Source organism: Coraliomargarita algicola, from assembly GCF_033878955.1.
GTDB lineage: Bacteria > Verrucomicrobiota > Verrucomicrobiia > Opitutales > Coraliomargaritaceae > Thalassobacterium > Thalassobacterium algicola.
This window is the reverse complement of record NZ_CP138858.1, coordinates 2,807,108-2,826,510: the sequence shown is the minus strand read 5'-3', so window position 1 is coordinate 2,826,510 and position 19,403 is coordinate 2,807,108. Positions and strand designations below refer to the sequence as shown.

Annotated in this window: 18 protein-coding genes; 8 read left to right on the top strand and 10 right to left on the bottom strand. The window is 54.7% G+C overall.

What is annotated here, in order from left to right; all coding sequences use genetic code 11:
* Window positions 1-36: 36 nt before the first annotated feature.
* Window positions 37-1,089: an NAD(P)H-dependent amine dehydrogenase family protein gene (locus SH580_RS11425; protein WP_319831008.1), complete on the bottom strand. Its 1,053-nt coding sequence runs from the start codon at window positions 1,087-1,089 to the stop codon at window positions 37-39.
* A gap of 269 nt (window positions 1,090-1,358) precedes the next feature.
* Window positions 1,359-2,699 carry a sigma-54-dependent transcriptional regulator gene (locus SH580_RS11420; protein WP_319831007.1) on the bottom strand — a complete coding sequence of 447 codons (1,341 nt, stop codon included), beginning with the start codon at window positions 2,697-2,699 and terminating at the stop codon, window positions 1,359-1,361.
* A gap of 196 nt (window positions 2,700-2,895) precedes the next feature.
* Between SH580_RS11420 and SH580_RS11415 the strand changes: the two genes are divergently transcribed.
* Both SH580_RS11415 and SH580_RS11410 read left to right on the top strand, forming a co-directional pair.
* Window positions 2,896-3,579, top strand: coding sequence for a type II secretion system protein (locus SH580_RS11415; RefSeq protein WP_319831006.1), 684 nt, complete (start codon window positions 2,896-2,898; stop codon window positions 3,577-3,579).
* A 31-nt stretch (window positions 3,580-3,610) separates the two neighbouring features.
* Window positions 3,611-5,290, top strand: coding sequence for a gamma-glutamyltransferase family protein (locus tag SH580_RS11410; protein WP_319831005.1), 1,680 nt, complete (start codon window positions 3,611-3,613; stop codon window positions 5,288-5,290).
* A 12-nt stretch (window positions 5,291-5,302) separates the two neighbouring features.
* On the opposite strand, the gene SH580_RS11405 is transcribed toward SH580_RS11410, so the two are convergent.
* The 4 genes from SH580_RS11405 to SH580_RS11390 are packed head-to-tail and all read right to left on the bottom strand — an operon-like array spanning window position 5,303 to window position 8,316.
* Window positions 5,303-5,971 carry a DUF1573 domain-containing protein gene (locus SH580_RS11405; RefSeq protein ID WP_319831004.1) on the bottom strand — a complete coding sequence of 223 codons (669 nt, stop codon included), beginning with the start codon at window positions 5,969-5,971 and terminating at the stop codon, window positions 5,303-5,305.
* Window positions 5,972-6,003: 32 nt separating this feature from the next.
* Entirely contained in the window at window positions 6,004-6,474 is a 471-nt protein-coding gene (locus tag SH580_RS11400) for a MauE/DoxX family redox-associated membrane protein (protein ID WP_319831003.1), read from the bottom strand.
* A complete protein-coding gene (locus tag SH580_RS11395; RefSeq protein WP_319831002.1) occupies window positions 6,462-6,923 on the bottom strand; it encodes a rhodanese-like domain-containing protein in 462 nt (153 codons plus the stop codon). The genes SH580_RS11400 and SH580_RS11395 overlap by 13 nt, the downstream gene beginning before the upstream one ends.
* A 19-nt stretch (window positions 6,924-6,942) precedes the next feature.
* The gene (locus SH580_RS11390; protein ID WP_319831001.1) at window positions 6,943-8,316 is read right to left on the bottom strand and encodes a class II fumarate hydratase; all 1,374 of its coding nucleotides are present in this window, start codon (window positions 8,314-8,316) and stop codon (window positions 6,943-6,945) included.
* A gap of 188 nt (window positions 8,317-8,504) precedes the next feature.
* Here SH580_RS11390 and SH580_RS11385 point away from each other — a divergent pair, with 188 nt between their 5' ends.
* From SH580_RS11385 to SH580_RS11375, 3 genes are read left to right on the top strand one after another with little or no spacing between them, the layout of a single operon-like run.
* Window positions 8,505-9,164 carry an ATP-binding cassette domain-containing protein gene (locus SH580_RS11385; RefSeq protein WP_319831000.1) on the top strand — a complete coding sequence of 220 codons (660 nt, stop codon included), beginning with the start codon at window positions 8,505-8,507 and terminating at the stop codon, window positions 9,162-9,164.
* Window positions 9,157-9,990, top strand: a complete 834-nt coding sequence (locus SH580_RS11380; RefSeq protein WP_319830999.1) for an ABC transporter permease — start codon at window positions 9,157-9,159, stop codon at window positions 9,988-9,990. Before SH580_RS11385 ends, SH580_RS11380 begins: the two co-directional genes overlap by 8 nt.
* Before the next feature lie 14 nt (window positions 9,991-10,004).
* Window positions 10,005-10,424: a secondary thiamine-phosphate synthase enzyme YjbQ gene (locus SH580_RS11375; protein ID WP_319830998.1), complete on the top strand. Its 420-nt coding sequence runs from the start codon at window positions 10,005-10,007 to the stop codon at window positions 10,422-10,424.
* A gap of 7 nt (window positions 10,425-10,431) precedes the next feature.
* On the opposite strand, the gene SH580_RS11370 is transcribed toward SH580_RS11375, so the two are convergent.
* Window positions 10,432-10,755: a nuclear transport factor 2 family protein gene (locus tag SH580_RS11370; RefSeq protein ID WP_319830997.1), complete on the bottom strand. Its 324-nt coding sequence runs from the start codon at window positions 10,753-10,755 to the stop codon at window positions 10,432-10,434.
* 146 nt (window positions 10,756-10,901) lie between these two features.
* On the opposite strand from SH580_RS11370, the gene SH580_RS11365 reads away from it, so the two are divergent.
* Window positions 10,902-12,785, top strand: coding sequence for a plasmid pRiA4b ORF-3 family protein (locus SH580_RS11365; protein ID WP_319830996.1), 1,884 nt, complete (start codon window positions 10,902-10,904; stop codon window positions 12,783-12,785).
* A gap of 21 nt (window positions 12,786-12,806) precedes the next feature.
* On the opposite strand, the gene SH580_RS11360 is transcribed toward SH580_RS11365, so the two are convergent.
* Genes SH580_RS11360 through guaB form a run of 3 tightly spaced genes read right to left on the bottom strand, consistent with a single transcriptional unit; the run spans window position 12,807 to window position 16,320 of the window.
* A complete protein-coding gene (locus tag SH580_RS11360; RefSeq protein ID WP_319830995.1) occupies window positions 12,807-13,130 on the bottom strand; it encodes a hypothetical protein in 324 nt (107 codons plus the stop codon).
* A 55-nt stretch (window positions 13,131-13,185) separates the two neighbouring features.
* Window positions 13,186-14,733, bottom strand: coding sequence for an adenylosuccinate synthetase (locus SH580_RS11355; RefSeq protein ID WP_319830994.1), 1,548 nt, complete (start codon window positions 14,731-14,733; stop codon window positions 13,186-13,188).
* A 12-nt stretch (window positions 14,734-14,745) separates the two neighbouring features.
* The gene (gene guaB, locus SH580_RS11350; RefSeq protein WP_319830993.1) at window positions 14,746-16,320 is read right to left on the bottom strand and encodes an IMP dehydrogenase; all 1,575 of its coding nucleotides are present in this window, start codon (window positions 16,318-16,320) and stop codon (window positions 14,746-14,748) included.
* A 143-nt stretch (window positions 16,321-16,463) separates the two neighbouring features.
* Here guaB and SH580_RS11345 point away from each other — a divergent pair, with 143 nt between their 5' ends.
* Together SH580_RS11345 and SH580_RS11340 are read left to right on the top strand one after the other, a co-directional pair.
* On the top strand, window positions 16,464-17,456 hold the full coding sequence (locus SH580_RS11345) for an o-succinylbenzoate synthase (protein ID WP_319830992.1): 993 nt from the start codon (window positions 16,464-16,466) through the stop codon (window positions 17,454-17,456).
* A complete protein-coding gene (locus tag SH580_RS11340; RefSeq protein WP_319830991.1) occupies window positions 17,441-19,390 on the top strand; it encodes an REP-associated tyrosine transposase in 1,950 nt (649 codons plus the stop codon). Before SH580_RS11345 ends, SH580_RS11340 begins: the two co-directional genes overlap by 16 nt.
* The last annotated feature ends 13 nt before the right edge of the window (window positions 19,391-19,403 follow it).

The window sequence follows — 19,403 nt, the reverse complement described above, 5'->3', positions numbered from 1 at the left end:
TTTTGTGTTCATAATGGTAGTCGAATAATTACTGATTTAGTGGTTAAGGGTGAGCTCACACGCAGATTGCATGCCAGATAAGCTTTCGCGGCAGTGTGGCACGCATAGTTCTGTCATTAAGCGTACGCCCGGCGCTGCAATTAGCAGGCTCGGTATCGCATTCACCAATGCAGCCACAGTGGCGATATCTCCAGCCACTCCAGTTGTGACGGTTGCCTCGATGGGAGGATTGGAGTCTAGGCGAATGGTGTCGTGTGGGTTTTCTGCATCGAGGTACATTTTTAAATCCAGGTGGATCGGATAGCCCTCTTTACTTTCGGCGGATACAATTTGGTGGAGTCCCGCAGTCTGGCCTGGTTCGACACTGAAGTAGTCCGTGCGTATTGGCTTTTTGGCAATCACTGGCTGGATTGTTTCTGTGATCGGTCCCAGTTCCCAACCGAGCGCATTGGCTAGTAATGCCAATGATTCTTGGAATCCAGCGTGACCAGCCTTGCCTTCGGCTGCCAGTGCTTTGAATACTTCCGGGTCTAAGCCACTACCTACTTTCTTTTGTAGGGGCTGTCTACGAGTCGAGGCATCTACGACGCGTTCACCATAGACCCCAGATACCGAAGCGCACACGCCGCTAAAAAAGGCGGGCATGACATCCAACACAAATCCAGGGTTGACGCCAGTGCCGAGCACGCGGCCCCCCGTGCTTTGGCACAGTTGATCGATTTCAGCAGTTTCTTTGGGTGCGCGCAGTGCGGGGTAGAGTAGCTCCTCGCATGAAGAGACGACGGCGATGCCCTTCTCGAGCATTGGGCGTATTTGCTCGAAGGATACCGTGGCGCGAGATCCGGCGGTGTGCACGACCGCATCGACTTCATTGGTCAGAATAAATTCTTCAAATGATGCGTAGACTTTAGCTGTTCCCACAGATGGATCGCCCACTACGTCTGAAAGTGGTTGATCGATCAGTTCAGGTCGTATGTCGATACCGCCGACGATTTCGACCCAGTTCTTTTGAGCTAGTAGGCGCAGGCTGGAGATTCCAATGGGGCCCAATCCAAATTGGGCGACTTTAATAGGCTTTGAGAGACTCATTATAATTTAGCTGTATCAGCAGAATATTCTGTTGCTTGTATGTTTGTTAATATTTGTAGGATGCGTTTCCTCTATTAACAAGTGTGGTGCCAACCTTTGAATATCTCTCGATAAAACGCTAAGTTGTTATTTAAGTCCTTTTATACCAGTTGATTATGCTTTAGATGTTTTTGCTGCTATAGGCATGTGCCACTGTTGCTAATTAAACAACGATGTTGCTATTTTAGCAACAATACTATGCTGCAGTCTACCTTTAGATACTGGATGCTTTAGTTCGCTAAAAGCTTCTTAGCTTTGCGATAAAAGACGGTGCGCTCCATTCCAGCCATTCTCGCAGCCAGTGCATAATTGCCTCCAGATTGCTCGAGAATATTATTGAAGTAGGTTTTTTCGAAGCGTGTTTTAGCATCAGAAAAATTGAGAGCGGTTTCAACATTGAGTCCCAGCGGGACATTGGTTTTTTGCGGCGCTTGTTGAATATGCTGCGGAAGGTCTTCTAGTTCGATTACATGCTTACGGATGAGAATATTGGATCGTTCGACCAGATGTTCTAATTCTCGAATATTACCCGGCCAGTTGTAGCGTTTAAGTTGTTCGAGTGCCCGCTCTGAAAAGCGCTTTGCGAGGCTGCTGTCGCTTTTGAAACGCTGAAAGAAGAAATTTGCCAGTAAGCTGACATCTCCAGGGCGTTGACGTAGCGGCGGTAGTTTTAAACTAACTACATTTAGACGATAAAATAAGTCGGCCCGGAAATCGCCACTTTCCACTCTTTGCCTGAGTGTTTGATTGGTGGCGGCCACGATGCGCGCCCGCGATTTTAGTTTTTGATTGCCGCCCACGCGATAGTATTCCCCGTCCTGTAGCACTCGCAAAAGCTTTGATTGTAGAGCTAGGGAGATTTCCCCGATTTCATCTAGAAAAAGCGTGCCCGTGCCCGCTTGTTCGAAGCGTCCGATTCGCCGGCTGAGTGCTCCGGTAAATGCGCCTTGTTCGTGTCCGAACAGTTCACTCTCAAGCAGGCTTTCCTGGATCGCTGCACAGTTAATTGCTATAAAGGGTTTTTTGACACGTTGGCTGTAGCGATGAATCGCTTTCGCGAGTAGTTCCTTGCCCGTGCCAGTTTCTCCGAGAATTAGTATGCGGCTGTCGGTGTTGGCGGCTAGATGTGCGAGCTCAAGGAGCGCGATCATCTCGGGGTCTTGTGTGCAGATGTCTTCTTCGATGGACTGCAAGGGCGGGATGCTGTCGGAGTCGGTTTTCTTTAACGCACGGGCTAGACGTGATATGAGTTCGGCAGCAACCAGAGGGCGTGTGATATAGTCGGTAGCTCCGAGTCGAATCGCTTCCTGCGCGGTTGAGGCATCGCCGAATGCAGTGACCATGACGATGCAGCCTTGGTATCCGCGACTACGCAGGCGGCGAATTACATCCAGACCGCCCATTTCACGCATCTTTAAGGTGGTGATGACTAGGCCAATTTCTTCGCTGATGGCGCGGCGTATACCACGGATGGGGCTGCGGGCGGAGGTGATTGCATACTCCCCTTTTAACATGTGACGAATTTCGCTTATGAGAGAGGGAGTATCGTCAATGATGAGTGCGCGCTGCATGGTTGTTAAAAAGACAACGTAGCCGTTTTGAGCAAGTTTTATATCGATTTGAAGTAGTATTCGATTTGTGGATATTACTGGTATGACTGTAATGTGCTTTCGTAAGTCTAATAAGTTCAGTTGCTTATGATTTATTTTTATTCTGGCTTAGAGCGATTGAGAATAATTGGCATTACCAGTGCTAAAGGTGATTGTGATGAATCACAAAAAAAGAACAATAGCTGCATTTACGCTCATTGAAATGCTGATGGTGATCAGTATTATAGTCATATTGGCTGCGATCCTGATTCCAACTGTGGGGGCTGTTAAGTCGAGGGCATTGAAGTCAGAGGATGTTTCTAAAATTCGCACTATGGCACAGGCGGTTCTATTGTATAACTCGGTCAACGGGAAATTGCCGGGTCGTTTTAATCGAGCGATGCGTGTGCCTAGCTTCGTCGAAGATGACGAGCGTGATCGCTGGTTTTCAACGACGATGGCGGACATGGACTATTTGCCGCCTAATGATGCGTTTTGGGAGCCAGTTGTTGATTACGGAATTGAGGGCAGTGGGCACGGATACCTGTTGAATAATACAATATATTCGGAGCCGCCCAATTTCTTTGGTCGTCGAAGCAACACCTTGGATAAAATAACACAGCCGGTCAGCATCGTTAGTATACGCGCCAATATTGCCGAGGGTTCGGGGGATTCGGAGCCTGCTTCGAACATCTGGATGATCACCAATGTGGATAGTCAGAATTACAGTAGTGCTGCGACAGGTGGCAGTGAGTATTCTGTTAATGGCGAAGCGCTGACTCCGTGGGAGGGGCGTCATTACGCTTTCTTTGATGCGCGGGTCGAGTTCATCAAAGAAGGTGAGTATCCCTCGCGCGATTAATTCAAATTAGCTCTCATTACTCCATTCGCTCATGTCTTTGTTCACTTATATTTGTATCCTGCTATTGGCTAGCAGGCTGTTCGCGCCTGCTGCTTCGATTGCGAGGGCTGCGGTAGTTTCCGGCAGTCGGGAGTCTTCTGAAATCGGTGCTGAGGTCTTGCGTTCTGGGGGCAATGCGGCAGATGCAGCAGTTGCGGTATCGATGGCGCTGGGCGTTACGGAACCCTTTGGCTCTGGTTTGGGCGGGAAGGCTGTGATTCTTTATTACGACAGGGCGACAGAGCGTGTGAGTTTTATCGAGAGTCTGGATCAAGCGCCGCTGCAGTTTCCGGTAGATGATTATCGCGATGCGTCTTATCAAACTAAGACGCGCTCTTTCAAAGCGGTAGGCACTCCCGGGCTGGTGCCTGGTATGTGGGACTTGCATCAACAATTTGGAACGCGGCCATGGGCGGAGCTGGTGTTGCCTGCTGCTAAAGTCGCGCGCGCCGGTTATTTGATCGATGCACATTCGGCGGCCATCTACAGTCGTAGCCGTCAGTCTTTGCGTAAGAACGCAGAGGCACGTAAATGGTATACGGTCGATGGTGCTGCGCCGGAAGTCGGTACACGTATGGCGAATGCAGATCTCGCCTTCACGCTCGAGCGCCTTGCTTACAATGGGATCGAAGAATTTCGCTCGGGTGCCACGGCTCGCATGCTGGCCAAGGGGATGGCTGAGGGTGGGGGCTGGATTACTTTGGCTGACTTGCAAGCTTATCAAGCTCACCGTATTGAGCCACTGTCGAGCCCTTGGAATGAATATGAAATTTATACTGCCGCCTCGCCGGTGGCAGGCGGGGCCACGGTGCTGATGTCGATGATGGCAATGGAGCAGGTGCGCAATGATACGGACAACTTTTCGGCGGAGCGCTTGGATTTATTGGGGCGTGTGTTGCGCGCGAGTTATCCGCGTGTTTTTCGGCACTTCGGCGATGATTTAACACGTGATGATGCGCGTGCCGAAACATTCAGCCCGGGCGCCTTACGAGACTTGAAGCGTGCGATTGATCAGCCACTGCCTGTGAGCAGCGCATCGTACGACCGCCCACAAAGCGCTGATGAACTGTCGGGGCTTCGTTCGACGACACACTTTGTGGTGGTGGATGCAGCGGGCAATGTCGCTTCGATCACGCAGTCGCTCAGCAGTCGTTTTGGGGCCGCCGTGATCGCGCCGGGCACGGGCTTCTTATTAAATAATACAATGAAGAACTTTGCTGTGAACTCCACGCGTTCGGTTAATTTTATCGCTGAGGGGAAGCGGCCACGTAGTACCATTTCCACTACGATGGTTTTGAAGGATGGTCAGCCTTATTTGGCTTTGGGCGCGCCAGGGGGGCAGCGAATTCCGACCGCGGTGGCTCAAATCCTGAGTTCGGTTTTGGTGTATGGCTCCAGTTTAGAAGATGCGATCAAAGGGCCACGTTTTCATTTGAGGCGGCCTCTCTCGCGTAGCGAGTCCGATCGCTACGTGGAAATCGAGCCCAGTTACGGAGAAGACCGAGCGGACATGCTACGAGCTTACGGTTGGGATGTTCACTTCGTTGAGCCCTCGCGCTACTATTTTGGAGGCGTCAATGCAGTTTCGATCGATACGCACAGCGGCGAGGTGACTGCTGTGGCCGATCCCCGACGTTTGAATGTTGCTGTTGAACTCAGCGGCTCGAATTGAGGCCGCAGTGATTTACGGTTGCACGAATGTATGGATGCGAGTTTCCGCTTTGCGATTGTTCGGGCCGCTGCCGTATACTGTAATCGTGCCGCGATAGAGTGTGCTGTAGTCTTTGGGCTCGATCACTAGCACGCGATCAATGCCTTTGTTGGCGTCGCCTGGTTCTTCTGTGATTGTGAGACGGCTCTCATCGTAATCGATGCTCTGGATACTATCCATGTATTGTTCGTCGAGGCTGAGTTGCACGCGCCGTTCTGTTTTCGAACTACTCGGGCTCCAGTAAACAATTTGCGGCGCCGCTTTAATCAGTGTGGGGATCTCGACATTCATGGCGAGTGTCACCACAGCTTCCGCTTGGCTATCGATGAAGACTTGTAAGCGGTTGCGATTGAGCCCTTGTCGTTTGCCTTTGTTAAAGGTGGCAATGATTTCTGTCGTTTCACCGGGCTTAATTATTTTTTTGTCCAAGATGGAGCCCGTGCAGCCGCAGCTGGTTTTGATACGAGCGATGCGGACTGTTTTTTCGCCTTCGTTGGTTACCGTAAAGGTCGCCCGTGCTTGCTCTTGTTCAGGCTCCATTTTGACATGCGCCTCGGTGCTGTCCCAGACCAGGCTCGAGGCGTTTAATAGGGAGGCGCAACTAGAGAGCAGCAGTGAGATGAGTATGAATCGTGAAAACATGACAAGTTGAGATATTATAGTGGAACAGGAAATCAAGAAGTGCTCACTTCATCTGTCACGGATGGGGGGCGTGGGTTCCTCCAGTCTCGGATCAATGTGCAGAGGCAAGCGCCGAGCAGAGCCACATTTCTAAGGATCAGCCAGAGATAATTGGGGGCCTCGTGCGCCTCATTGACACCGAAGCAGCCGCAATTGATGTCGAGATCACGAATCCAAGCGCTGGCGTGCAGGGCGATGAATGTGATCAATAAGAGAGCGATGATCATGGCGCTGGCACGGCGAATTTGCGGGATTAACAAGCCCAAGCCAGTCACGAGCTCCAGCCAAGGGAGCCCGAGCGCAATCCATGTTGCAGCATTGTTGCCCACTACACGGAAGCCTTCAATGGATGCCGTAAAAGCCACTGGATCCTGAATTTTGGGAAATGCTGCCAGTAAAAAAACGGCCGAAAGCACCAGGCGGGCGATCAGGAGTAGGTATGCCTTTGCATTTATTGCTGCCATGCGTCCCAGCCTCCTTTCAAACTGTAAATTTCTGCATCGGGCAGTGCGGTGCGTAGCCTTTCGGCGACTCGCTGGCTGGTGCCGCAGCTCTCACTGCCACAATAGACGACAATGGGGCGCGGCTGCGTCAGCCAGGCATCCATGAGTGTCATTAGCCCGGAGTCCCAATCGCCCTCGTCGAAGAAGAGCGCATCTGGAATATGGGCCGCCTCAAATGCTGCAATCGGGCGTGCATCTAACCAGATCACGTTCATAGCTTGTGCGTCAGCCAGCTGTATTTCACCGGCTGCGAGTGTGGGCTCCGCCCAAGGGCGTGGCGCCAGCTCGTGCACCAGTGAGTAGGCGCTGCCGATGAGTGTGAGCGCGATGATGATCAGAAATTCTTTGAAGAGCGAAGGCATTGTATGACGGTGCAGACTACAGGCTGAATTCAAAGCTTCAATCTTCAAGGCATATCTCTATTGATTGTTAGACCATTTTCTTCGGATTGAGCGCTTTATCGAGGGCTTTGGGGCTCATTAATTTTTCCTCCAGCACAATTTCACGTAGGCTGCGGCCTTCGGCGAAGGCGCGCTTGGCGACATGTGAAGCTTTATCGTAGCCAATGTGCGGGTTGAGCGCGGTGACCAGCATCAGGGAATTGGCAAGATTATCGGCAATCGCGTCCTCATTGACTTGCAAGCCGGCCACACAACGTTCGGTGAAAAGAGTCGTGCCGCGGGCCAGCACCTGAATCGCTTCGTGTAGCGAGTAAGCAATCAAGGGAATGGTGACGTTCAGTTCAAAGTGTCCGTCGCGGCCGCAGGCGGCGACGGTCTGGCATTGGCCGTTGGCGTAGAGACAGGCTTGGACCAGCATCTCGCACATGACCGGGTTGACTTTGCCGGGCATGATGGAGGAGCCCGGCTGGGTGGCGGGCAACTGTAGCTCGCCCAGTCCGCAGCGTGGCCCCGAGCCGAGCAGGCGAATGTCGTTGGCGATCTTGGTCAGGCTGGCGCTGATGGCTTGTAACTGGCCCGCGACTTCCACGCAGTCGTCGCGGCCGGCCTGAGCCTCGAAGTGGTTCTTAGCTTCGATGAAATGCAGCTGAGTCTTTTCGTTGAGAATCGAAATGACCGCTTGAGCGAAGTCCGGGTGGCCATTAATGCCCGTGCCTACGGCGGTTCCGCCGATCGCGAGCTCTTTTAAGGTGAGGATGGCGTGATCCACGCGAGCGATGCCCTTTTTGACTTGCCGCAGATAGCCGGAAAACTCCTGTCCCAGCGTGATCGGTGTGGCGTCCATTAGGTGCGTGCGGCCGATTTTGACCACTTTATTGAAGGTGCGTTCCTTCTGGGCGAGTGCTTTGGAGAGCTGCACGAGTGCCGGGCGTAGTTGTTGTTGCAAGGCGGCGGCCGTGCTCAGGTGCAGAGCGGTGGGCATGGTGTCGTTGGAGGATTGGCCGAGGTTGCAGTCATCGTTGGGATGCACCGGGATTTTGGAGCCGATCGGTTGCCCGCTCAATTGACTGCAGCGGTTGGCGATCACCTCGTTGACATTCATATTCGTCGAGGTGCCAGAGCCGGTCTGAAAGACATCTACGGGGAAGTGTTCTGTGTGTTTGCCTTCGTAGATCTCCAGTGCCGCGATGCTGATGGCCTTGGCTTTTTCCGCATCCAAGCGCCCCAGCGCCAGATTGGCCTGAGCACAGGCGTATTTCAACAAGCCGCAGCTACGAATAAAAAGTGCCGGCATGCAGTGCCCGCTGACTGGGAAATTGAGCACCGCCCGCTGGGTCGAGGCTCCGTAGAGAGCATTTTCAGGCACTTCCATAGTGCCCATCGAGTCTATTTCTGTGCGCATGCACCCACTGTAACGTACCTTTGCTAATAATCCATTGAAGTCGGCAGTTAGTGATGCGATTGGGGAGCGACGAGCTACAATAAATACGCAGGGTATTTATTACAGCTACGAATAGTCGATTTTGTGGCGCGGTTTAGATTGTCTTGTGGCTGAGATGCGCTTGCTCTTTTAGCGTTTTGGATAAATTGATGAATAGCTCTGTGCCGGCTCTCATGATTCGTGAGCTCAGTATTTTTTTTGAGGGGCGTCCGCTTCTCAGTGATTTTAGTTTAGAGCTGCGCGCTGGCGAAAAAGTTGCCTTAGCGGGGCGTTCCGGGGCGGGCAAGACGACTCTACTGCGTGCGTTGATGGGCTTTTGCGTTCCAGCGGCAGGTTCGCTTTCGGTTGCGGGCTTGGCTGTGGACGCCGCAAACGTGGCGGCTGTTCGCCAGTGTATTAATTGGCTACCGCAACAAGCCGAACCAGGGGCGGATACCGTGCGTGAGGCGCTTTGTTTGCCCTTGGAATTTAAGCGTAATCAGGCTCTGGCCGCCCGCTTTACGGATGTGAAACTGCATGAAGTGTTGCAGGCAGTCGGGCTCGCCGCGCTTGATTTGGCGGCCGATGCCCGTCGTTTGTCGGGAGGGGAGCAGCAGCGCTTGGCGCTGGCTCGTGCCTTGTTGCTGGATCGTCCTGTGTGGCTGGTGGATGAGCCGACGAGTTCACTCGATGCGGAAACTAAGACAGCGGTCATGGATTGCATACTAGCATCGCCCGAGCGCACGGTGTTGGCCATTTCGCATGATGCAGAGTTTTTAGCGCGATTCAACCGAGTGGTTCGCGTCGGGGAGGACGGACAGCATGGATAAGCAATTTATCGACATTGGTTGGGGCGCTTTACTGCTCTACTACACAATGCTGTTAATTCCGCTGGCGATTTTTTATAGTTTAGGACTGGGGCTGACGCGAAGTCTACTCTGGGCGATTGTGCGGATGACGGTGCAATTGTTTCTGGTCGGTCTGTATCTGGAATTCTTATTTAGGACCAACTCGCTATGGCTCAATTTGTTGTGGCTGTTGGTGATGCTGAGCGCGGCCAATTTCAGGATCTTGGGGGATGGTGGCATTGGGCTGCGCCGTTTCGTTTTGCCCTGTATGTGGGCGCTGAGTGCCACGACCTTGACCGTGGCGGGTGTGATGATTCTGAGCTTGATACGCCCCGATCCTTGGTATGATGCGCGCTATTTGATTCCGATTGTCGGTATGATCTTAGGCAATTGCTTGCGGGGTAACATCCTGTCGGTGCAGCATTTCTACGCAGGAATCTCTAAAGATGCAGATGTCTATCGGCAACGTCTGTCAATGGGGGCCACACGTTTCGAGGCCTTGCGCCCCTGGTTGGCGTTGGCGATGAGTAATGCCTGTCGTCAGCACCTTGCAAGCATGGCGACGGTCGGGATCGTTGCGCTGCCGGGCATGATGACCGGCCAAATCTTGGGCGGGGCCACACCAATGGTGGCGATTAAATACCAGCTCGCTATAATGATTGCGATTTTCGTTTCCTTAACACTAGGCGCCTATTTAAATCTGTGGCTCACCATTCCACGCGCCTTTGACCGGATGGGAAACCTATGCGAGGACGTGCAAGGTTCGACTTGGAAAAGCGCCAAGTCCAGCAGGCGCAAGAAACACTAACAGCTTCCCTTCACATGCCAGTATATACCAAAGAGATCGTTGTCATCGCACCAGGCAAAGCTACGGCAGAGTTTACGCAACAAATTGAATCCGCGCTGCGAGAGTCAGGCTTGAGTGAGGGCACGGTCACGGTGTTTTGCTGTCACACCAGTTGCAGCTTGGTGATTATGGAAAACGCGGATCCTTCTGCGCGACGTGACCTAGAGGGCTTTATCGATCGACTGGTGCCGGAAAATGACCCGCATTTTACTCACACATACGAGGGCCCCGACGATATGCCCAGTCACATCAAGATGGCGCTCACGCGCACGGCAGAAGTGATCCCTTTCGTCCACAGGCGACTCTGCTTAGGCACTTGGCAGGGCGTCTTTCTCTGGGAGCACCGCCAGCGGAGCCATCAGCGGCGCATCGTGTTGAGCTTTCAGGGGGAGTGAGTTTTGCTTACTCCGGTCCGGCTAGGGAGTAGGAGGCGATTTCGCAAATCTCGTTGTTCTCGATGGTGTAGATGTCGCAGTAGTGCATGCCAGTGTCGTGGTCGGCACCTTCGACGACGACATGATTCTTGGCCTTGATCACGCGGCCATTTTCGAAGTTGGGCTCGCCTTGCGAGGCAGCGTCTGCACACATTTCTTTTACGGCGGCGTTACCGTCGATGCTGCGGTCGCCTACGATGTGCCATTCGATGTTTTCGGCGAGAAAAGGAAGGGCGGTTTCGGGCTTGCCCTTTGAAAATGCCTCACAGGCTGCGATGATTTTTGCGTTCATGGTGATTTGTATATTTAGAGAAGGGGGCGTCACTGCTGGTGAGACGACTGCTATGTCTTTATTTGACGCACTATGTAGATGTCAATTGTGGCTTGTTTTAGGATTATAAGCTGGTGGAAAATGCGTGTGATGTACTATCTATAGGTATGTCCGCTCACGCTGCAAATACTCGTTATCTGATTCGTATTCAACTGGAGCAGGTGGTTCGTCCACCGATTTGGCGTGAGTTGGTGGTGCCGGCGAATATTAGCTTGAGCTGGCTGCATGAGGTGATCCAGGAGTCTATGGGCTGGACGGATTCCCATTTACACCAGTATGAGCAAGGTCGTATTTACTACATACCCAGCGACTACGAAGATCCGCTGCCTGGTGCGCGGGACGAAGCGAAGGTGGCGCTCTCTGAGGTGCTTAAAAAGGAGAAGGACTGGTTCCGCTACAGCTACGATTTTGGTGATGGCTGGGATCATCGCATCACGCTCAAGGAGATTTTGAAGCATGATGAGGGGGATTGTTTACGCTGCGTCAAGGCCAAGGGGGGCGACGTGCTTGAGGATTGTGGCGGGCCTCACGGATTAATGGAAATGCGAAAGATTAAGCTAGCGATCGAATCCGGGGCTGTCAGTGCAGATTGGGAGGCGTATGAGAATTATAAGCTGGAAGAGCTGGATTTTGAGAATGCGGATCTGAAGTTTATTAATCGTGAGTTAGGCGATATTTACAGTGAAGCGGCCGAGCGTGGTGGTTTGCACCCTGTCGCCGCGGAGGAAACGCACGGTGGGGGCCCATTTATTGACTCGGACGAAGATTATGACTTGGAAGACGAGGATGATGGATTTGAGGAATTCATGTCGGCGCTGGCGGGTGGAAAGATCGACCTGGATGATGACGATAGCGATGAGTTCTTCGATGAAGATGAGGCGGAATCGGAGACTTTTCCTGAACCCTATAAAGAGTTACCGAAGGGTGACTTGTTGGAGTTTTCCAAAACCTTGAAGTTGGCAGAAACCGTGCATGCTGTGGAGCCGTGGAAGCAACTGTGGGATCGTGATATCTTTGCGGTGGAAGATCCAGAAACGAAGGAGCTGGACATTGTGTCCGTGTTGGGGCGAGGTCAGGAAGTTTACTCGATCCATGTGCACCGGGCCCCGACGGCGCTGGCATTTTGGAGGTCGGCTTTTTCGGCGGCTACGGCCTTGGACCCAGAGTCGGTGTTGAAAATGTCGAGCATGGTCGAGGTTGAGTTTTTAAACAAGGCAGGGATGGATGCGCCCGATCTCAAGCTTTACAAATATACTCGGCAGCAGACGCCGCCGCGTGGGCGTCATCGTTGGATACGGTTTCGTAGTTACCGTCCGCGTTGTTTCCCATGGTTTTCGGAAGCTGAGGACATGGCTGTTTTGCGGCGAGGCATGCGGCTTGCGCTGCGCTATGTCGAGTTGATGCAGCAGTCGAAGCATCCTGAGTCCTTTTTGTTGTCGCATTTAGTGCCCGGCACGATGCCTAAGAGCTTAAAAGTATTTCGCTTGGCAGCGGGGGCGGAGCCGGAGGGCAACGAGGGCTGGCAGTTGGAAGATGTGTCGGTCGATTGGGAGCGCTGCCATGCGGAGCAGGCGGTGTATCAACCGAATGAATTTGAGTGCGCACGCTTGGCCAAAATGCCGCAACAGGAAGACAGTTGGGAAGTGGGCACGCTTTGTATGCCGACTGGTGTGATGACGGCCTCGGGGCCCGTCATGCCAGTGCTAGCGATGGCTTGTTCGATTGGCACAGGTAATGTGCCGCCGAAGCCTCAATTTACCGCGGATGTAGACATTTCGGAGGCTCAGACCTTGTGGGAGTGTTTGGTGGCGAATATTGATGCACACGGTTATTGTCCGACTGAGATTCGAGTGGTGACGCATGAGGCCTATGAAATGTTGTCCCCATTTGCGAAGCTGGCAGGTGTACGGTTGGCACAATTCGAGGAATTTGCGATGCTCGGGCAGCTATTTGAAATGCTTGCGATGATGCCCGGGCCAGACGAAATGTAGGAGCTTCACATAGCTCTCGAACTAGTCCTTGAAGTCGATGACTTCTTGCTCTTGAGCGGGTGGGATATCGCCGGCTTTTCGTGTCAGCAGGGAAGGAGAGACGTTCCATTGCGTGCCCTCTTCGGTGAGGACACTTACGGTCTTTTTATTGAATTTGATGATTGTGCCTTCGATTAAGTCGCCTTCCGAGGACCAGAACTCGACTTTGCAGCCGCGTTGAAAGCGAGTCATTTCCATCCTTGCTTGGACGGCTCTGCGCTGTTTGAGATGGTCAACGATTGCATGGTTGAGCGCACGTAATTCCTCGTCGCTCCATTTTTGAAGGGATTCTGGGAGTTCCATCATAGATTGAGTTCTGACGAGTTGAGTGCTCAGACAAGCTGGAAGCTTGTCACTACGCTTATTTCGCGAGCTTCAATAGTTCCTTCACGGGCGGCACGTCTTTGATGATTTGGCTGGGCTCGGGGCCGACGCCGATGTAGCGCAGGTTAGGGATCTTGTCTTTGTGCTGATCCCCGTGGTTGGCGACTTCGACTAAGGCTTTTAATAGCCATGCCACGTAGACCTTGGCGGCTTCGGGCAGATCGGCAAAGCTGCGCACGCCGGAGATGTCTTCGCTCCAGCCGGGCACTGTTTTGAATACCGGCTTGAGGCGGCGGTGGACTTTAATGTCGCGTGGCACGTGGTGCACGATGCTGCCATCTTCGTCTTGGTAAGCGGTGCAGATTTGTAGATCGCCTTGCCAGTCGCCAGCGTGCGAGAGGGCATCGAGTTTATTGAGCACCAAGTCTTGATAGCCGCCGTAGCGTAGGGCGTCGCCCTTTTCGACGGCGTCGTACCAGCCGACCATTCGTTGGCGTCCGGTGGTGGCGCCAAACTCGATCTTGCGCAGCAGGGTGCTGAGCGGGTGGTCGAGGTCGATCTCGGAGATGAACACGTGGGTGCCGACTTTGGTGTCGTAGGCCTTGCAGCAACCGACGTTGTGGATCGGCTGCGCGGGAATGCCCGCAGATTGGAAAAACTCTGGCGTGAAGGTGTGCGAGGCAGTGACGTTGGGGGCGAAGCCGTGACGCTTATCCAGCCAGTAAGCCTGGCCAAATTCACCGATGATGTAGTTGCCCTTGTCTTGCTCGCGCAGCACCAGTTCGCGCACATCGCAGACTTGTGGTGCCAGGATTTGGCCGGCGGCCCAGTAGGCTTCGATCAGTTTTTCGGCATTGAGTGTGAAGGGGGCTTCGCCGGCGAATTGGCTGAAGTCGAACTCGCTGGCGTCGAACTTGCCTGCTTGGATGACTTCGTCGTTGGCGCGGGTTTCCGCTCCAGTCAGAGTTTCAAAGAAAGCAGACCAGCGTTCCGGCGCGACTTGGCAGACGTGCTCGATCACGCGTAGTGCGCGGTCGATGCGGCCCTGCATTTTAGTGACAAAGGCCTCTTTGCTGCCGAGGAAATCGGCATAGAAAATTTGAAATTGTCCCACTTCGTCGAGGTAGGCAGGCGTGATGCCGCGACCGGTCGAGCCGCGTGGATCGCCCTTTTGCACGTGCACGCGGTAGTCTTCCCAGGCGAGGTCGAGCAGGCGGTGACAGAGGTCGGAGACCAAGCAGCGCTCGTCGATCGCGAGGCGTTTGACTGCAACATGGCCGTGCAGCTCCGCATAGGCCGACTCCCAGAGGAACTTGCGTGGATCGGCGACCACGCCCGCGCCGATTGGCAGATAGGGAACCTTCGGGTCCGCTACGCCGCCTGGCAATAGGTTCAGCTTGAGTCCCGCGACGGTGTGTCCGGAGTTGGAGCCGCCGTTGACCTTCATGACGGCCGCTACCGCGTCTTCGCGACCGGTGGTCTCGCGTAATTCGTTCACGATTTCGAGAATGACGCGACCCTTGCCTTCGTCGCCTGTGGAGATGCCGGTATCGGCAATCAGTTGGGAGGTAAATGGTGTGAGCATGTTTTAGTAAACTTATTTTGAAGAGTCAGCTGATGAGTCACTCGTTTTCACGGTGATTACATCGTGTGGAGCGGATTCCTTTTGGCCGGCTGGGCTGACGCGGATGTAGCGGGCTTTCTCGCGGAGCTGAGCTAGGTCGGCGGCGCCGAGGTAGCCCATGCCGGACTGGATGCCGCCCACCAGCTCGCGCAGCACGCCGCTGAGTGAGCCGACGGATTCTTTGAGCGCTTCAATGCCTTCGGCCGCGGCCTTGGTGGCGATGTCCTTGCGATCGTGCCCGTAGCGGCTGGCGGAGCCGTCTTTCATGGCGGCGCTGCTGCCCATGCCACGGTATTGTTTATATTGCTTGCCGTTGATTTCTATAATCTGGCCGGGGGCTTCGTTGCAGCCGGCCAGCAGGCTGCCGCACATGACGCCGTTGGCCAAGGTGAGGGCTTTGACCATATCGCCCGACTTGGAAATGCCGCCGTCGGCGAGGATCGCGACGCCCTTCTTACGGGCCGCGATGGAGGCGCAGTAGAGCGCGGTCATTTGCGGAATGCCGACACCAGCGACGATGCGAGTGGTGCAGATCGAGCCCGGGCCTTGACCGATTTTTATGGTATTGGCACCCGCGTCGGCGAGGAATTCGACCCCCTCGGCGCTGGTGACGTTACCGGCGATCAAAGTCAGGTCGGCAAACTCACCGCGTAGCATACGGATGGTGTCGCCGACGCCTTTAGAAAATCCATGTGCAGTGGATACTGCGATGGTGTCCACGCCCTCGTCCACCAATTTGCCTACGTGGTTGATGATGCGCTCACGGTCCAGTTCGCCATCGGGCTTGCGGTGGGCGGAGATGGCTGCGCCGCACATCAGACGGAAGTGGCTGTCGCGGGCGGGTTTGACGGACTGCTGCGACTCGGCGTCGATGCGCTCGATGTCGGAGAGTGTGAACAGGCCGCGTAGGCGGTCTTCGTCGTCCACCACCAGTAGCTTGTGAATGCCGAGGTGGTCGGTGAAAAATTTGTCCGCGGTCTTGATCGGATCTTTAGTGATCTCTTTTTCGTTGAGCGTGTAGACTTGATCGCGTGGCGTCATCGCTTCCGAGACCAGGCGGTTGGCGTAGCGCGCTTTGACGACTCGCCCCGGTAGCAGGCCGAGTAATTTATTGTTGTCATCCACCACTGGGAAAGTGCTGAAACCATAGCCACGATCTGCGATGCGGTCCATGACCTCGCCGATTTTCTGGTTGGGCTCGACTTTGATCGGTTCCTGAATGAAGCCGTGAATATGATTTTTGACGCGGGCGACCTCACGCACCTGCTTCTCGTCGGTCATATTATAGTGAATGAGCCCCAGGCCGCCATTGAGCGCCATTTTAATGGCCATCTTGGATTCGGTCACTGTGTCCATGTCCGAAGAAATGATCGGAATTTGCAGCTCGAGCGACTCTGAGAGACGGGTGCCCAAATTGGTTTGGCGAGGGAGCACGTCTGAGTAGAGCGTCGCCAGAGAAATGTCGTCGTAGGTCAGGCCGACCGGCAAGTTGTTCTGGAAGAACTGATCTGCAGATTGATAATAGTCTTCGATTCGAGGTGCTTTCATAGGCTGACTTCAGCAAAAGATTGTCTTTTCTCAAGTCGTAAATGATACTTTATGAGAGTGTAGGGGCTTCATTTATGAAGACCGCAGTGTTGTTGGCGGAGGCTGGGCGGTCTTGATAAATCACGCCCCTACGATAGAATTCCATGACCTGCGAAATTTCATTTAAACCCTATCGACGCACCTTTCGCAGGCCATTGCGCACTGCGCGCGGAGAGTGGGCGCGGCGTGAAGGCTTTTTGCTGCGCGTCGAGCAGGACGGGCAAGTCGGCTATGGCGAGGTCGCCCCGATCCCGGAATTTGGCAGCGAGACGCTGGCAGAAGCGCAGACCTTTTTGCAGCACTTGCAAGTGCAAGCGGACTTGCCAGTGCCGCAGGATTTGCCCTGTTGCGCCTTTGCACTCTCCAGTGCGCAGGTCGGGGCCGCAGCGGACGCCGCGGCATCAGCGAGGACACGTGCCTACCCCGTGTCTGGGTTATTGCCCGCCGGAGACGCGGGATTGACGCGTGCGCGGCAACACGTGCAAGCGGGCTACCGTAATTTGAAATGGAAGATCGGCCTGGCCCCCGTCGCTCAAGAGCTGGAGCGGGCAGGTCAGCTCTTGGACGCCCTGCCGCCAGGCGTGCGGCTGCGTTTCGATGCCAATGCCGGCTTGAATCCATCCGAGCTAGAGCAATGGCTGGAGCTCTTGGCGCGCTTCCCGCAGCAAACGGACTACATCGAACAACCGCTGGCTTGCGGCCAAGAGGCAAGCATGGCCCGCTACATGCACGACTACGGGGTGCCAATCGCTCTCGATGAGTCGCTGAATGGTGACACCGGGGCGCGTTTTTTAGAACCAGGCGCCTGGTCGGGGCCCTTGGTGGTCAAGGCTGCCTTGATGGGGGAGGTCGGAGCCCTGCGCCAGCGCTTGTTACCGGTGGCGGCGCAGGTGGTGTTCTCGTCGGTGTTCGAGACCGGCATCGGCGCAGAGAGTGTGTTGGCCTTGGCGGATCGCTTACCAGACTTGTCAGGTCCGATCGGTTTCGATACCGTAGACGCTTTTAATGATACACTCAATCACCTGCCCGCGGCGGCGGCGATTGACACGGACGCCCGCGCAGCCTATGCGCCCGAGCAGATATGGAACTCGATTTAGAAGAACTCGCGCGCGACTGGATCGACGGCATTTCAGGCGAGGCCTTTGTGGCGCGCGTGCAGGATTATCTGTCGCGGGTGGAAGCGCTCACGCGCCAGCAACAAGCGCGTGGGGTGCTGCTGACGGAGCAGGATCCCATTGAATTTGCCGCTGCGTTTTTTGCGGCTGTTTTGCTGGATGTGCCTGTGACCTTGGCCAATCCCAACTGGGGCGCGCAAGAGCAGGCAGAGCTGGGGCGTTTAGTGTCGCCGGCCATTTGCTTTGGTCGGGGCTTCACTTGTGAAGACCGCGGTGGCATGGAGCGGGATGGCTCGGCGGTCTTCACGAGTGAAGCCCCTACGTCTCCAGAGCCGGGCTCCATTCTCATTCCGACCGGTGGCAGCACGGGGGGGGTTAAGCTGGCCGTGCATACTTGGGATTCGCTTTGTGCCGCCTGCGAGGGCGTGCAAGGCTTACTGGGCGGTGGGCCGATTGATAGTTGCTGCGTGTTGCCGCTGTATCATGTGAGCGGGTTGATGCAGTTGTTGCGTGCTTATGTGACGGGTGGGCAGATACGCTTCGATGAAGATGAGGTTGCGGGCCGTTGTCTCTCCTATGTGCCGACACAGTTGCAGCGCGCCTTGGGCTCGGATGCGCGTGTCCAAACATTGCAGACCGCGCGTGCGATTTTTGTGGGCGGGGCCGCCTTGCCTGAGTCGCTTGCGCAGCAAGCGCGCGCCTGTCAGTTACCGATCATTCCCGTCTACGGCATGACCGAGACCGCGGCCATGGTGGCCGCCGTGCCAGTGGCGGACTTCTTGCAGACGCCCGATGCCGGAGCGGTGGCGATTGGTGAGGCGCGTTTTCAGATCGAAGCCGATGGCCGTTTGCGCATCTTCAGCTCGGCCCTTTTCCTGGGCTATCATGGACAGTCGCGCATAGAGGGCAGCGCCGGTTATTTGACCGACGATGAGGCACGACTTGATGACGAAGGACGTTTGCATGTGATCGGGCGCAAAGATCGGCTGATCAACAGCGGCGGCGAAAAGATTGACCCCCGCGAGGTGGAAGCCGCGGTGGCGCAGTTAGCTGGCGTCGAAGCCGTGCTAGCGGTGGGATTGCCCGACCCCGAGTGGGGGCAGCGGCTGGTCGTGTATTATACCGGTCGCGAACAGCCCGCTTGGAAAGCACAGCTGCGCGAGAAATTGGTGAATTATAAGATCCCGAAAGAGCTGCGTTGGGTGGATCGCCTGCCGTTGGATGAAAAAGGAAAGGTCGTAGGGGCGCTGGCGAACGTCGCAAAGGTAGGGGCTTCACTTGTGAAGACCGCCGAGCCTAAGAGCCGAACCACGGCGGTCTTCACAAGTGAAGCCCCTACGAAAATCATCTTACCCGTCCGTAAAACGGCAAACCTACGCAAAGGTCGCGTCTCCAACCCCGGTAAGCGCTATTTCATTACTTTGTGTGTTAAGGATCGAAAGACCTCTCTATTGGAGCCTGCCTTGGCGGCGGCGATTCTAAACATCTGGCGTCGGCAACACACGGACCAGGATTACACCTTTCACTGCGGCACACTGATGCCGGATCATATTCATTTTTTATGCACGCTGGGGGATCGCATTTCACTGGGACAATGCATCATCAAACTTAAAGCGAAAACTAAGGCGGCCCTCGCAGCTGCGGGCCTGGAGTGGCAGCGCGATTTTTACGATCACGGTCTGCGCGCGGATGACGCGATGGAAAGTTTTGCGCGTTATATATTTCTGAACCCTTATCGAAAATCGTTGCTGCCTCTGACTGACCAATGGCCGCATTGGCATTGCAGCCAAGAGTATCGGCCGGAGTTTGTGCAACACTTGGATGATCAGGGGGCGCCGCCTAGCCAATGGATTGTTGACTCGGTTGGAGCGCAAGAACTGATCGAAATAGATACTGCTTCAGGTGAATGGTCGTAGGGGCTTCATTTAT